Source organism: Brevibacterium sp. p3-SID960 (assembly GCF_025144725.1).
Classification (GTDB): domain Bacteria; phylum Actinomycetota; class Actinomycetes; order Actinomycetales; family Brevibacteriaceae; genus Brevibacterium.
In genome coordinates, this window is record NZ_JALXKS010000002.1 from 1 (window position 1) to 14,930 (window position 14,930).

Below are 14,930 nucleotides of genomic sequence, written 5' to 3' on the forward strand. Positions count from 1 at the left end.
CCCCCCCAAACGGTTCAGGCCTGCAGCCGTGGGCTGCCGGTCACGTCATCAGCTGAAGGCGCCGAAGTCATAGTCCTCCAGCGGGATGGCCGCTCCTTCTCCTGCCAGCGACGGGTAGAAGTCGTTGTAGGAGTTGGAGAACATGTCCTGGCGGGCCTCTTCGGTCGGCTCGACGATCATGTCGCGGTACTTGTGCATACCGGTGCCGGCCGGGATGAGCTTGCCGAGGATGACGTTCTCCTTCAGGCCGAGCAGCGGGTCGGTCTTGCCTTCCATCGCTGCTTCGGTGAGGACGCGGGTGGTCTCCTGGAAGGAGGCCGCCGACAGCCACGACTCAGTCGCCAGCGAGGCCTTCGTGATGCCCATGAGTTCGTCACGGGCCGAGGCCGGCTTGCCGCCTTCGGCGACGACGCGGCGGTTCTCCTCCTGGTAGCGACCGCGGTCGACCAGCTCACCGGGCAGCAGGTTCGTATCGCCGGATTCGATGACGGTGACCCGTCGGAGCATCTGGCGGACGATGACCTCGATGTGCTTGTCGTGGATGCCCACGCCCTGCGAGCGGTAGACCTTCTGCACCTCGTCGACGAGGAAGCGCTCGGCTTCCCGGCGACCGCGGATGCGCAGCACCTGCTTCGGGTCGATGGCGCCCTCGACGAGCTTCGATCCGGCCTCGACGCGCTGTCCGTCCTCGACGAGCAGCTGCGCACGGCGGCCGACCGGGTGTTCGATCTCCTCCGAGCCGTCGTCCGGGGTGACGATGACGTAGCGGGTCTTGCGGCTGTCGTCGATCTTCACCTTGCCGGTCGCCTCGGCGATCGGGGCGAAGCCCTTCGGGGTGCGGGCCTCGAAGAGCTCGGTGACTCGGGGCAGACCCTGCGTGATGTCGCCTCCGCCGCCGGCGGCAACGCCGCCGGTGTGGAAGGTGCGCATCGTCAGCTGGGTGCCCGGCTCACCGATCGACTGGGCTGCGACGGTGCCGATCGCCTCGCCGATGTCGACGAGCTTGCCGGTGGCCATCGAACGGCCGTAGTGCATCGCCGAGATCTGCACGTCCGAGTCGGCGGTGAGCACCGAGTGGACCTTGATCTCCTCGATGCCGGCGGCCACGAGGGTGTCGACGATGTCGGGGCCGACGTCGGACTTGGCCGGGACGATGACGTTGCCGTCAGCGTCGGTGATGTCCGAGACGGTCAGGCGGCCGTAGACGCTGGTCTCCGCGAACTCGTGCGGCTCCAGTTCGCCGTTGACGCCGCGCTGCGCGACCGGCAGCGTGATCCCCTTGGGCGAATCGGTCGACTCCGAGCGGATGATGACATCCTGCGACACGTCGACGAGACGACGGGTCAGGTAGCCGGAGTCCGCCGTACGCAGAGCGGTGTCGGCCAGGCCCTTACGGGCACCGTGGCTGGCGATGAAGTACTCGAGGACGGACAGGCCCTCGCGGTAGTTCGACTTGATCGGACGGGGGATGATCTCGCCCTTCGGGTTCGTCACCAGGCCGCGCATACCGGCCAGCTGACGGACCTGGGTCCAGTTGCCCGACGCGCCGGAGTTGACGAGGCGGACGACGGAGTTCTCCTCAGGGAAGTTCTTCTGCATCACCTCGGCGACCTGGTCGGAGGTGTCCGACCAGATCTTGACGAGTTCGCTGCGGCGCTCATCGTCGGTGAGCGCACCGAAATCGTACTGCTCCTGCACGCGGGATGCCTGCTCTTCGGCCTCGTCGAGCATGCCGGCCTTCGCCTCCGGAGAGACGATGTCGGACATCGCGACGGTCAGGCCCGAGTGGGTGGCCCAGTAGAAGCCCTCGGACTTGAACTGGTCGAGCGTGTGCGCGACCTCGACCTTCGGGTACAGATCAGCCAGACGGTTGACGATCTTCGACAGCGCCTTCTTGTCCACGGTCGAGTTGACGTACTGGTAGTCCGCCGGCAGCGTCTCGTTGAACAGGGCGCGGCCGAGCGTCGTCTCGATGATCGCCGGCTGGCCCGGCTCCCAGCCCTCGGGCATCTCCATCGTGCGCGAGGGCACGATGTCGTCGATGCGCAGCTTGATCTTGGCACCGAGGTTGAGCTCGTCGCGGTCGAAGGCCATGATCGCCTCGGCGATGGAGGCGAATGTGCGTCCTTCGCCCTCCGAGCCTGAGCGCTCGCTGGTGAGGTGGTACAGGCCGATGATCATGTCCTGCGACGGCATCGTGACGGGCTTGCCGTCCGAGGGCTTGAGGATGTTGTTCGCCGAGAGCATGAGGATGCGTGCCTCAGCTTGGGCCTCAGCGCTCAGCGGCAGATGCACGGCCATCTGGTCACCGTCGAAGTCAGCGTTGAACGCCGAGCAGACGAGCGGGTGGATCTGGATGGCCTTGCCCTCGACAAGCTGCGGCTCGAAGGCCTGGATGCCGAGGCGGTGCAGGGTCGGTGCGCGGTTGAGCAGCACCGGGTGCTCGGAGATGACCTCTTCGAGGACGTCCCACACCTGAGCGTGCTGGCGTTCGACCATGCGCTTGGCGGATTTGATGTTCTGCGCGTGATTGAGGTCGACGAGCCGCTTCATGACGAAGGGCTTGAACAGCTCGAGCGCCATGGTCTTGGGCAGACCGCACTCGTGCAGGTTCAGAGTCGGGCCGACGACGATGACCGAACGGCCGGAGTAGTCGACGCGCTTGCCGAGCAGGTTCTGGCGGAACCGGCCCTGCTTGCCCTTGAGCATGTCGGACAGCGACTTGAGCGGGCGGTTGCCCGGTCCGGTGACCGGACGGCCGCGGCGGCCGTTGTCGAACAGCGAGTCGACAGCTTCCTGCAGCATCCGCTTCTCGTTGTTCACGATGATCTCAGGCGCACCCAGGTCGAGGAGGCGCTTGAGGCGGTTGTTGCGGTTGATGACGCGACGGTACAGGTCGTTGAGGTCCGAGGTGGCGAAGCGGCCGCCGTCGAGCTGGACCATCGGGCGCAGCTCCGGCGGGATCACCGGAATCGCATCGAGCACCATGCCCTCAGGGCTGTTGTCAGTCGACAGGAAGGCGTTGACGACCTTGAGGCGCTTGAGCGCACGGGTCTTGCGCTGTCCCTTGCCGGTCTTGATCAGCTCGCGCAGCTTGTCGGACTCGCCTTCGAGGTCGAAGTCCTGCAGGCGCTTCTGGATCGCCTCAGCGCCCATCGCGCCGGTGAAGTAGATGCCGAACCGGGCGACCATGTCGCGGTAGAGGCTCTCATCGCCTTCGAGGTCGGAGACCTTGAGGCCCTTGAAGCGGTCCCACACCTGCTCAATGCGGTCGATCTCACGATCGGCGTTCTTGCGGAGATTGTTCATCTCCTTCTCGGCCTGGGTGCGCAGCTTGTTCTTCGCAGCTGCGGTGGCACCCTCGGACTCGAGTTCGGCCAGATCCTCTTCCAGCTTCTTCGACCGGCGGTCGAGGTCGGCGTCACGGCGGTCGCCGATGCGCTTCTTCTCGACGTCGATCTGGTTCTGCAGGGTCGGCAGATCCCGGTGACGGGACTCCTCGTCGACGGAGGTGATCATGTAGGCGGCGAAGTAGATGACCTTCTCCAGGTCCTTCGGCGCCAGGTCGAGCAGGTAGCCCAGGCGCGACGGCACACCCTTGAAGTACCAGATGTGGGTCACCGGGGCGGCGAGCTCGATGTGGCCCATGCGCTCACGGCGAACCTTGGCGCGGGTGACCTCGACACCGCAGCGTTCGCAGATGATGCCCTTGAAGCGCACGCGCTTGTACTTGCCGCAGTAGCACTCCCAGTCACGGGTCGGTCCGAAGATCTTCTCGCAGAACAGGCCGTCCTTCTCCGGCTTGAGGGTGCGGTAGTTGATCGTCTCGGGCTTCTTGACCTCACCGTGGGACCAGCGGCGGATGTCATCAGCGGTGGCCAGGCCGATGCGCAGCTCATCAAAGAAATTGACGTCAGGCACGTAAATCCTCTTTCTCTTGACAGCTGACGGACAGCTGTCGGAATTCTCGAATACTCAGGCTTGTGCCTGCCGGCCCGCACGGGGCCGGCAGGGGCGATCAGACTTCTTCGACGGTCTGTGCTTCGTGGCGCGACAGGTTGATGCCGAGCTCCTCGGCTGCACGGAACACCTCATCATCGGAATCGCGCATCTCGACGTGCATGCCGTCCGAGGACAGCACCTCGACGTCGAGGCACAGCGACTGCATCTCCTTGATGAGAACCTTGAACGATTCCGGGATGCCCGGATTCGGCAGGTTGTCGCCCTTGACGATCGCCTCGTAGACCTTGACGCGGCCGGGGATGTCATCGGACTTGATCGTCAGGAGCTCCTGCAGAGTGTAGGCGGCACCGTATGCCTCCAGTGCCCACACCTCCATCTCACCGAAGCGCTGACCGCCGAACTGCGCCTTACCGCCCAGCGGCTGCTGGGTGATCATCGAGTACGGTCCGGTCGAACGCGCGTGGATCTTGTCGTCGACCAGGTGGTGCAGCTTGAGCAGGTACATGTAGCCGACCGAGATCGGGTACGGGAACGGCTCGCCGGAGCGGCCGTCGAACAGGCGTGCCTTGCCCGAGGCGTCGACGAGGCGGTCGCCGTCGCGGTTCGGGTGGGTGGCTTCGAGCAGTCCGCGCATCTCCTCTTCGTGTGCACCGTCGAACACCGGGGTGGCGACGTTGGTGCCGGCCTCCACCTCGGCGGCGAAGCCGTGGTCGAGGAGTTCGGTGGCCCACTCGGGGTTGCCTTCGATCTTCCAGCCCTGCTTGGCGATCCAGCCGAGGTGAACCTCGAACACCTGTCCGATGTTCATACGACGCGGCACGCCGTGCGGGTTGAGGATGACGTCGACGGGCGTGCCGTCTTCGAGGAACGGCATGTCCTCGACCGGCAGGATCGTCGAGATGACGCCCTTGTTGCCGTGGCGGCCGGCCATCTTGTCACCAATGGTAATCTTGCGGCGCTGGGCGACGTAGACGCGCACCAGCTGGTTGACGCCGGGCGAGAGCTCGTCGTCCTCGTCGCGGTCGAAGACCTTGACGCCGATAACGGTGCCGGACTCGCCGTGCGGGACCTTGAGCGAGGTGTCGCGAACTTCACGGGACTTCTCACCGAAGATCGCGCGCAGCAGGCGCTCTTCGGGGGTCAGCTCAGTCTCGCCCTTCGGGGTGACCTTGCCGACGAGGATGTCACCGTCGGTGACCTCGGCGCCGATGCGGATGATGCCGCGGTCGTCGAGATCGGCCAGCGCATCCGGGGAGATGTTCGGGATGTCCCGGGTGATCTCCTCGGCACCGAGCTTGGTGTCGCGGGCGTCGACTTCGTGCTCTTCGATGTGGATCGAGGAGAGCACGTCGTCCTGCACCATGCGCTGGGACAGGATGATCGCGTCCTCGTAGTTGTAGCCCTCCCACGACATGAATGCCACGAGCAGGTTCTTGCCCAGTGCCATCTCGCCGTCCTGGGTTGAGGGCCCGTCGGCGAGCACCGCACCGGCCTCCACCCGGTCACCCTCGTTGACGAGGATGCGCTGGTTGTAGGAGGTGCCGTGGTTGGAGCGGCGGAACTTCTCGGCCTTGTACGTCATGGTGGTGCCGTCGTCGTTCATGACGGTGACGTAGTCGGCGCACACGTCGGTGACGACACCGGGGTGCTCAGCGAGGATGACGTCACCGGCGTCGACGGCGGAGCGGTACTCCATACCGGTGCCGACCAACGGCGATTCGCTGCGCACCAGCGGCACGGCCTGACGCTGCATGTTCGCACCCATGAGCGCACGGTTGGCGTCGTCGTGCTCGAGGAACGGGATGAGCGCGGTGGCGACCGAGACCATCTGGCGTGCCGAGACATCCATGTAGTCGACCTCGTCGACCGGGAGCAGCTCGGCTTCGCCGCTGCCGCCGGCCGGGCGGCAGAGCACGAACTCCTCGGCGAACTTGTCATCCTCGGTCAGCGGGGCGTTGGCCTGCGCGATGTCGTATTCGAGCTCGTCATCGGCGGTGAGGTACTCGATCCTGTCGGTCACGAAACCGTTTTCGACCTTGCGGTACGGGGTCTCGATGAAGCCGAACGGGTTGATCCGGCCGTAGGAGGCCAGCGAGCCGATGAGGCCGATGTTCGGGCCCTCCGGCGTCTCGATCGGGCACATGCGGCCGTAGTGCGACGGGTGGACGTCGCGGACTTCCATGCCGGCGCGGTCGCGCGACAGGCCGCCGGGGCCCAGTGCCGACAGGCGGCGCTTGTGCGTCAGGCCGGCCAGCGGGTTGTTCTGGTCCATGAACTGCGACAGCTGGGAAGTTCCGAAGAACTCCTTGATCGCGGCCACGACCGGGCGGATGTTGATGAGCGACTGCGGGGTGATCGCCTCGACGTCCTGGGTCGTCATGCGCTCGCGCACGACGCGCTCCATGCGCGACAGACCGGTGCGCACCTGGCTTTCGATGAGCTCGCCGACGGCGCGGATGCGGCGGTTGCCGAAGTGGTCGATGTCATCGAGGGCGACGCGGATCTCAGCCTCCTCGCCGTCGCGGCGGCCGGACATGGTGTCCTTGCCGGCGTGCAGCGAGACGATGTAGCGGATCGTCTGGGCGATGTCGTCGGCGGTGAGCACCGAGTCCGACAGCGGCGCGTCAATGCCGAGCTTGCGGTTGATCTTGTAGCGGCCGACCTTGGCAAGGTCGTAGCGCTTGGCGTTGAAGTAGAGGTTCTTCAGCAGGTTCTCTGCCGCCTCGATCGTGGCAGGCTCTGCAGGGCGCAGCTTCTTGTAGATGTCGAGCAGGGCGTCTTCGCGGGTCTCGACGGTGTCCTTGGCCAGGGTCTCGCGGATCGACTCGAAATCGCCGAACTCCTCGAGGATCTTCGAGCTGGTCCAGCCGAGCGCCTTGAGCAGCACGGTGACCGACTGCTTGCGCTTGCGGTCCAGGCGCACACCCACCTGATCGCGCTTGTCGATCTCGAACTCCAGCCAGGCACCGCGCGACGGGATGATCTTGGCGGTGTAGATGTCCTTGTCCGAGGTCTTGTCGGCAGCGGCCTCGAAGTAGGCGCCGGGCGAGCGGACGAGCTGCGAGACGACGACGCGCTCGGTGCCGTTGATGACGAAGGTGCCCTTGTCGGTCATGAGCGGGAAGTCGCCCATGAAGACGGTCTGGCTCTTGATCTCGCCGGTGTTGTTGTTCATGAACTCGGCGGTGACGAACAGCGGCGCCGAGTAGGTCATATCGCGTTCCTTGCACTCATCGATGGAGTACTTCGGAGGCTCGAAGCGGTGTTCGCGGAACGACAGGCTCATCGCGCCGGAGAAGTCCTCGATCGGGGAGATCTCCTCGAAGATGTCCTCCAGGCCCGAGGTGGTGGCAACGGAGTCATCACCGGTCTCGATGGCCTCGGCGACGCGGTCCTGCCACTTCTCATTGCCGATCAGCCAATCGAAGCTGTCGGTCTGCAGGCCGAGGAGGTTCGGCAGCGGCAGCGGCTCGTTGATCTTCGCGAAAGAAACGCGCGTGGGTGGGTTAGCGGTCCTGGTGTGTTCGTTGGCGGCGGCCAATGGGATCCTTCCGAGTGGTTCACCTGGTCAGTTCGCTTCGCCTGCCTGAGGAGAGGAGACGCGCCGCCGCACACACCGGACACAGCACGCAGTGGCTGGTAGAGTCCCGGGTGAATGAGGGTCGGCAGGTCCCGATTCCGTCGGGCGCTGTGCGTGAGCCCACCGCTATATGAAGGCACCACAGAGACAAAGCAACGCAAAGAGATAGCATAGTCGCCGTATCCCCGTGTGGCAAGCCGGTGTGGTAGAGTGCTGAGTTTTCGCCTCTGCCGCCCCATCTGCCCTGGTGAGCCAGTGATAGTCTGCGGCCATGTCTGCGCCTTCCCTGCCGGCTCCGGCGATCTTCGTCCACACGTCCGAGCCAGCTGCGCTCAACTCCTATCTCATCATCGGCACCGAGCGCGCCGTCATCATCGACACCGGCTCAGGCCCCGCTCAGGCCGCCGGCATCCTCGACGCCTTCACCGCCGTGCTCGCGCAGCACAGGGCGCCCGGCCGGGACGGCGAGCTGCCGATCGCCGTCGTCAACACCCACGACCATTGGGACCACTATTTCGGCAACGCCCATTTTGCCGCCTGCGGCGTCGAGGAGTTCTTCGGCTCACCGGCCTTCGTCCGCGATCAAGCCGGTTCGGCCTGGCTGCAGTTCCACTCGGTGCCCCTTGAGGCCGAACCGCAGCTGCCGGCCGACCCGAGTGAGCTGGCCGTCGAGGTCGCGGCGCTGGCCGATGGCGCAGTCCTCGGCATCGGCGGCTGGCAGCTGCACGTCTTCGAGGTGCCCGGCCACATCGACACCGATCTCGTCCTCGCCTGCGCTGATGTCGTCTTCACCGGCGATCTCGTCGAGGAGGGCACCGCGCCGCAGGCTGGCGATGACGCCACTCCGAGCCGTTGGGCGGCTGGGCTGAGGGCGCTTGCCGCCCTGCCCGGCGCTCAGGTGTACGCGCCCGGTCACGGGCAGCCGGTCGACGCCGGGTTCGTCCGCCGGCAGGCTGAGGACATCGCCGCCCTTGCCACCGATCCGGATCATGAGCTGGCAGCGGTGGGCGCCGAGCCGTTCCCCTTCGCCGACGGCACCGGCCTGCCAGCCGGGGTGCGCCGCCTGCGCTGAGCTGCTCAACCGGCGAGCGCTCAGGGCTGGGGCGGCCCGCTGACCTCCCGGCTCATCGTCGTGCGCGGCTGGACCGGTTCGGGTTCGATGTTGGGGTTGAGCCGGCTGTCGTCGAACTGCTCGACCAGCGGCTGGGCGACGGCGATGTACAGGTCGTAGTAGGTGTCGTCGCTGCCGCAGTTGTTGGCGTGCAGCACCTTCATCTGCTTGTCCCCGCGCCACAGCTCGACCTCGATCTCGCGCGCCCCCTCACAGCCCTGCTCCGGGATGAAGTTCGTCCGCTCCTGGGCGGCGTCGGCGGCGGTGGCGACATCGGACCACACCTCGGCCGGCAGGTCGACGCGTTCATAGCTGAGGAACTCTTCATGGGCATGCACGCGCAGGGCGGCCCGTTCGGGGACGGCTTCGATGACCCAGCTGCGGTTGGCTGAGCCGGTGCGCGGATCGGTGAACCGCGCGATGATCCCGGCATCATGGGTACCGACCTCGACCGGACCGAGCAGCGCACAGCCCGACAGTCCGCTCACCAGCGCAAGCGCCAGCACGCCGGAGGCGGTGCGCCTGCGGTTTCGGGGCAGTCGGATCATGATCCGATCCTAGGATGCTTCCGCGCCCGAGGCGGGAGGCATGTCAGCATGTCGCGTTCCCGCCTGTGGATAACCGGTTCTGCACGCTGAGATTCGCTAGGGTGAGGCAGAGCGCCCCATCGAAAGCGAGTCTGCCGTGAACGCCTCAGCTGCAGCAGGACTGAATCTCATCAGCCTCATCCTCACTCTGCTGCTGGTGGGTTATGCAACGGTGGCATGGTTCGCGGCCTGGACGACCGCTCGGGTCAAAGACCGGCCCCGGCCAGCACCTGCTCCCCGCGGCCCGGCACCCGGGCAGCCGGCAGAAAGGCAGCCGGCAGAAAGGCAGCCGCCGGTCGGCAAGCAGCCGGCAGCCGGCCGACCAGGACCACCGCCGCCTCCACCTCTATGGTCAGCGCCGCCGCATCCCAGCCATCGGGGATCCGCGCACCCGGAACACTCTCATCCCGGATCAGGCCAACCGGAACCTGGACATCGTGGTCCGGGCCGTCAGGGACCACGCCCTCCAGGTCCGCAGCAGGGTGTGCACCCTCACCGGCACTGGCCGCAGCCACGCAGTCGGTTCGCTCCTCCCCCGCCGCCACCGGGCATGCGACCTCCTGCCGGGCCTTCGATGCGCCCGGGCCTGTCGCACCCCGGCCCGCCGCGCCTGCCCTACCCGCCCCACGCAGGCGGCGGACAGCCGAGTCAGCCGGCCACCGCCTCGGCCCCGGTGACACCACCGGTCGACCGCACCGGCCTGTATCTCAACATCCTGCTCGGGGTCGCGGCCCTGCTCATGATCACCGCGGCGATCATCTTCATCACCGTCGCCTCCTCGACCGTCATCAAGGCCGTGAGCCTGTGGTTCGTCGCCATCGCCTTCTACAGCGCCGGGCTGGGTGTCTATTCGCTGGTAGCCAGACTGCGGCCGGTCGGCTTCGCACTCACCGCAATCGGCCTGGCGATCATCCCGATCGCCGGATTCGGCCTCGGCGGCTGGCAGCTGACGTCAGGCACACTGGCCTGGTTCATCTCCTCCGCCGCAGGAGTGCTCGCCAACCTGGGGGCCGCTGTGGTGCTGCGCTCACAGCTCGTCACCTGGCTCAGCGTGGCCTTCACGTTCTCGCTGACGATGTCGGCGATCGCCCTGACCCCGGCACCGGTCGTGTGGTACTTCGTCGTCCTCATCCTCACCACCGCTCCCCTGGCGCTGCTGGCAGTGCTGCTGCGCGGCCGGCTTGCCGAGAAGTACATCCGCCCGCAGATCATCCTCGGCGATGTGCTCGCACCCCTGGCCGTCGCCGGTGCGATCTTCATCGACCCGGTGCCGACCCGCCTGGAGTGGGGCTTCCTGTTCGCAGCCCTCGGTGTGCACTTCCTCGTCGGCGCCCTGCTGCGCCGTTCGCCGCTGCGCGGGGTCGGGGCGCGGTTCAGCTTCGCGCTGGCGATCCTGCTCATCATCAGCGGTCTGGCCCACAATGAGATGATCAGCCTGCACTTCAGCTGGGATCGCCCGCTGACCGCGGTGGCGGCCCTCCTCATCGGCGCGGTCCTCTTCACCGAATCCGCCCTGCGCAGCCCGGCAGGCCGCGGCAGCCCTGCCCGGCGGCCGAACTCCAGCGAGCTGCCGGCAGCCATGGCCACACCTGCCGCACAGACGGCGGCGTCGCACATCGCGCTCATGCTCGCCGGCGGTTTCCTCTACGCCACCGGCATCGCGGTTGCCGAGGTCCCCTACACCGATCCGGGTGAGACCATCGCCACGATCCTCGTCAGTGCCGTCGGGCTGCTGGCAGCAGGTGCTGCCGTGTTCGCGGCCCTGCGCGCCGATGCGCTGCTGCCGCTGGGCGCCGGGATCGCCGTCGCTGCCCGAGTCGGGGCGTTCCTCGTCTACCAGATCATGCACCATGGCCCGGAGGATGCCCCGCTGGGCGACGCGCTGCCGAACGGGGTAGCGACGAGTGCCGGGTTCATCTGGCATGTGCTGCTGCTCATCGGACTCGCGTGGCTCAGTTCGACCATCACCTCCCGCCGGGCCCGCCACCGCCAGGTGCTGCGCGCCGGCTTGCCGCTGCTCATGCCGGCTGCCGCTCTCCTGCTGCTGATCCCGGCACCGATGGCGGCCGCCGACATCGACTCGCCGGTCAGTGCGCTCATCGTCATCGCGACTGTGGCGGCGCTGGGACTGTGCGCATGGTGGGCGCGCAATGCGCTGCTCGTCACCGGCGCTGTGCCGGTGGCCCTGGCCTTCGGCTACGTCCTCGGCGACATCTGGAAGGCGCTGGGCCTCGGCTCGAGCGTCGCCTCGCCGATCGTCACCGGCGGGTACCTCATCATCCTGGCCGCAGCTCTTGCCGGGCTGGCCCTCGCCGAGGTCGGTCTGCGCCGGCGCGGCCGTACCTGGCGTGCCCGCTACGCGGTCATCACCGCAGGCATCCTCGCGGCCTTCTTCGGGCTCGGGCTGGCGTTCATGATCGTCACGATGAGCATCCAGGACAGTCAGGCCGCCTACATCGCCGGGCCGGTTCTTATGTTCGTCACCGTCGGGCTGTTCGCCGCCGGGCACTGGGCCAGCCGCAGACTGTCCGCCGCTGGTCCCGGGCCCGGTCTTCGCTTCGCGGAGCTGCGGCTGCTGCCGCTGAGCATCTCGGCAGTGGCGGCGTTCCTCGCCAGCGTGCTCATCATCTGCCTCCATTCGGTCGAGCACGTGCGGCTGGCGGCCGCAGTTGTGCTTCTGCTGCTGTTCGCCGTCGCCTTCGCCCACGCGTTCGCCGCCCGTGTCCCCGAAGTCGTGCTGCTCGGATTCCTCGCTCTCTACCACGGGGTTCGCGTCCTTGCCGGACTCGGCATTGCCGAGACGGCATTGGCGCACCTGCTGGCGGCATGGCTGGTCTGGATGCTGGCGTATGCGCTGTACTGGTGCGTCTCGGTCGCCTATGACCGCAGGCCGGGTGCCCAGCACCTCGTCGCCGGCTTCTCCCGCTGGTCGCTCGCCCCGCTGATCGCAGCGTTCGCCGCGATGCTCACCGCCTTCATCAGCGCACTGCTCGTCGACGCCGAGGTTCCTGCGCTCCATTCGCTCACGATGCTCATCGCCGGCATCACGCTCATGATGCCGGCATTCATGCTCGTGCTGCTGGCCCAGCGGTTCCCGCACCAGCTCACGCGCCGTATCACCGCTGAGGCCGCCACCTATATCGGTGCGGTCGGCGGCATGATCGCACTGGCGGGAATCTGGCAGCTGCGCCCTGTCGTGCCTCTGCATGTGCTGCTGGCCGCCGCGATCGGCTGGTCGATCTTCTACGCGCGCAGCCAGCCGGTGCGCAGCGGCCCTGGTGCCCAGTTCGTCCGCGTCGACCTGCGCACTGTCATCCCGATGGCGCTCATCACGCTCACCGGCACGGTCGCGGCGTTCACCGCCGACCACACCGGCTACTCCCTGCTGTTCCTCATCGACCATGCCGCACTGCTCATCGCCGGCGCCGTCCTGCTGCGAGCCTGGGCGCTGTGGTGGGGGCTTGTCGGCGTCAGCGCCGGAATTGTGTGGTTCCTGCGCGATCTCATGTGGCTGGCTCTCGTCATCATCGCCGTGTTCATCATCGGCGTCGTCATCTGGCAGCTGCTGCGCAAACCGAAGAGCCCGGACCCGCGCGGCGGCCGATTCCAGGAGCCTCCGCAGAACCCGCCGCATCCCGGCCCGGCGCACGGCTTCGGACCGCCGCACGTCCCGCCGCAGCAGGGCCCACTACCACCTGCTCCTCCCCGGGCACCTGGTCAGGTGCCCGGCCAGACCGGCCAGCCACCGCCTCGGGAACGGACATGGCAGGAACCCCGCCACGATGGATGAGCTGCTCGTCGAACGGGTGCTGCGCGCGGTTGAATGCGTCCCGCCCGGGCAGGTGGTCAGCTACGGGATGCTCGCCGAACTCGTCGGCACCTCCCCGCGGCTGGTCGGCAGGATCATGGCCGCCTGGGGATCGAATGTCGCGTGGTGGCGGGTGACGAACGCCAGCGGCCGGCTGCCGGAGGCGATCACGATCCGCGCTCTGGAGCAGTGGACAGCCGAGGGCACTCCCCTGACTGCCGACCGGCACGGAGCGGCGATCGCGCATGCCCGCACTGATGCGAATCAGCTGGCGGCCGCCTGGCAGGCCGCGTGCGCTGACCTTCCTGCACAGTGACCGGTATCTGGATGAATGACAGCAGCCCCGCTGCCAGCTGGCAGCGGGGCTGTTGCATGATCCCGGGCTAGGCTGCGCGCGAAAGCCGCCTGGCCGGGTGGAAGATCACTTGAGCGAGACGGTGGCGCCTGCGCCCTCGAGAGCTTCCTTGGCCTTCTCGGCGGTCTCCTTGTCGGCGCCTTCGAGGACGGCCTTCGGAGCGTTGTCGACGAGGTCCTTGGCTTCCTTCAGTCCGAGCGAGGTGATGCCGCGGACCTCCTTGATGACCGGAACCTTCTTGTCGCCGGCCGACTCGAGGATGACGTCGAACTCGGTCTTCTCTTCAGCAGCGGCATCGCCACCGCCGGCTCCGCCGGCAGCCGGAGCGGCGACTGCGGCAACCGGAGCGGCGGCCTCGACCTCGAAGGTCTCCTCGAACTTCTTGACGAAGTCCGACAGTTCGATGAGGGAGAGCTCCTTGAATGCTTCGATGAGCTCTTCGGGGGTGAGCTTAGCCATGGTGGCTATGTCCTTCCGTACGTGGCTGGTCTGTTCAGCCGTGAATGGATTGTCTGTGGGTCTGAGTGAAACTCAGGCGTCCTCGGCAGCCGGTTCGCCGCCCTGCTTCTCGCGCAGAGCGTCGACGGTGCGCGCGGCCTTGACCAGCGGAGCGGTGAACATGTAAGCAGCGTTGTACATGCTTGCCTTCATGGCACCGGCGGCCTTGGCCAGCAGCACCTCACGGGATTCGAGGTCGGCGAGCTTCGTGATGTCCTCAGCGGTCATGGCGTTACCTTCGAAGTAACCACCCTTGATGACCAGCTGCGGATTCGCCTTGGCAAAGTCACGCAGGACCTTGGCGGCTTCGGAGGGTTCACCGGTGACGAAGGCGATGGCCGAGGGGCCAGTGAGCTGTCCCTCGAGCGCTTCGATGCCGGCTTCCTTAGCCGCGATAGCGGTCAGCGTATTCTTTACCACGGCGTAGGAGGCGTTCTCACCGAGACCACGGCGCAGCTCCTTGAGCTGCGCCACGGTGAGACCGCGGTACTCGGTCAGCACTGCAGCAGGAGAGTTCTCAAAGAGTTCCTTGAGTTCGGCTACTGCGGCTGCCTTGTCAGGCCTCGCCATGGTATTCCTTTCGTACATGTCGGTGCGTCAGACGCGAAAAAGCGCCCCGCGCAGGCTGCACGGAACGCTTGCACATCCGGATCCTCGAAGCTGCTCAGCAACCGGATCACCGGAACAGTCATCCACTACACACCTGCGCTGGCCACTCTTGCGAGTCTTCGTTCACAGCGGCGCACAGCAGCACACGGAGGTGAGATGTGAGTCCCTGTGAAGACCGACGGTCTTGGGCAACTATCAGCATAGAGCAGACCAGGCTGAGAATCCAAATCGGGGCCAGTGCTGCTCTCGCGGGTGCCCCGGCGGTAGGATGGAGATATTCGCCCCCTGCCACGGAATCAGAAGAAAGTGCTGCCGCAGCAGCCGGCTGCCGGTCATGGCGTCACCCCACCCCCGGGTTACGGCCAGCATCCGCAGCATCCGGGTGGCGCGAGCGGGAATCAGCCGCGCTGACTGCCCGG

9 protein-coding genes are annotated in these 14,930 nt (G+C 66.8%); 3 read left to right on the top strand and 6 right to left on the bottom strand.

The features are described from left to right. Positions 1–48: 48 nt before the first annotated feature. A complete protein-coding gene (locus M3B11_RS00815) occupies positions 49–3,921 on the bottom strand; it encodes a DNA-directed RNA polymerase subunit beta' (protein WP_259874636.1) in 3,873 nt (1,290 codons plus the stop codon). A gap of 97 nt (positions 3,922–4,018) precedes the next feature. Further along, positions 4,019–7,504 (bottom strand): DNA-directed RNA polymerase subunit beta, encoded by a 3,486-nt coding sequence (rpoB, locus tag M3B11_RS00820; protein WP_259874637.1) that lies wholly within the window; start codon positions 7,502–7,504, stop codon positions 4,019–4,021. Between the two features lie 310 nt (positions 7,505–7,814). On the opposite strand from rpoB, the gene M3B11_RS00825 reads away from it, so the two are divergent. After that, positions 7,815–8,615, top strand: a complete 801-nt coding sequence (locus M3B11_RS00825; protein WP_259874639.1) for an MBL fold metallo-hydrolase — start codon at positions 7,815–7,817, stop codon at positions 8,613–8,615. A 20-nt stretch (positions 8,616–8,635) separates the two neighbouring features. Here the strand turns inward: M3B11_RS00825 and M3B11_RS00830 are convergent, their stop codons facing one another. Together M3B11_RS00830 and M3B11_RS00835 are read right to left on the bottom strand one after the other, a co-directional pair. After that, entirely contained in the window at positions 8,636–9,202 is a 567-nt protein-coding gene (locus M3B11_RS00830; protein ID WP_259874641.1) for a hypothetical protein, read from the bottom strand. A 245-nt stretch (positions 9,203–9,447) separates the two neighbouring features. Continuing rightward, a complete protein-coding gene (locus M3B11_RS00835; RefSeq protein WP_259874643.1) occupies positions 9,448–9,702 on the bottom strand; it encodes a hypothetical protein in 255 nt (84 codons plus the stop codon). Positions 9,703–9,791: 89 nt separating this feature from the next. Between M3B11_RS00835 and M3B11_RS00840 the strand changes: the two genes are divergently transcribed. Beyond that, entirely contained in the window at positions 9,792–13,031 is a 3,240-nt protein-coding gene (locus tag M3B11_RS00840) for a hypothetical protein (RefSeq protein ID WP_259874645.1), read from the top strand. Next, on the top strand, positions 13,024–13,365 hold the full coding sequence (locus tag M3B11_RS00845; protein WP_259874647.1) for an MGMT family protein: 342 nt from the start codon (positions 13,024–13,026) through the stop codon (positions 13,363–13,365). The genes M3B11_RS00840 and M3B11_RS00845 overlap by 8 nt, the downstream gene beginning before the upstream one ends. A gap of 105 nt (positions 13,366–13,470) precedes the next feature. Here the strand turns inward: M3B11_RS00845 and rplL are convergent, their stop codons facing one another. Beyond that, on the bottom strand, positions 13,471–13,863 hold the full coding sequence (gene rplL / locus M3B11_RS00850) for a 50S ribosomal protein L7/L12 (protein ID WP_102161449.1): 393 nt from the start codon (positions 13,861–13,863) through the stop codon (positions 13,471–13,473). Between the two features lie 72 nt (positions 13,864–13,935). Further along, positions 13,936–14,472, bottom strand: a complete 537-nt coding sequence (gene rplJ, locus M3B11_RS00855) for a 50S ribosomal protein L10 (protein WP_259874649.1) — start codon at positions 14,470–14,472, stop codon at positions 13,936–13,938. Between the last annotated feature and the right edge of the window lie 458 nt (positions 14,473–14,930).

What these genes read in the sequence shown, in the direction of transcription:
- M3B11_RS00840 (WP_259874645.1), top strand. Translation starts at nt 9,792, where the DNA reads ATGCGACCTCCTGCCGGGCCTTCGATGCGCCCGGGCCTGTCGCACCCC.
- M3B11_RS00825 (WP_259874639.1), top strand. Translation starts at nt 7,815, where the DNA reads ATGTCTGCGCCTTCCCTGCCGGCTCCGGCGATCTTCGTCCACACGTCC.
- M3B11_RS00830 (WP_259874641.1), bottom strand. Translation starts at nt 9,202, where the DNA reads ATGATCCGACTGCCCCGAAACCGCAGGCGCACCGCCTCCGGCGTGCTG.
- rplL (WP_102161449.1), bottom strand. Translation starts at nt 13,863, where the DNA reads ATGGCTAAGCTCACCCCCGAAGAGCTCATCGAAGCATTCAAGGAGCTC.
- M3B11_RS00845 (WP_259874647.1), top strand. Translation starts at nt 13,024, where the DNA reads ATGGATGAGCTGCTCGTCGAACGGGTGCTGCGCGCGGTTGAATGCGTC.
- rplJ (WP_259874649.1), bottom strand. Translation starts at nt 14,472, where the DNA reads ATGGCGAGGCCTGACAAGGCAGCCGCAGTAGCCGAACTCAAGGAACTC.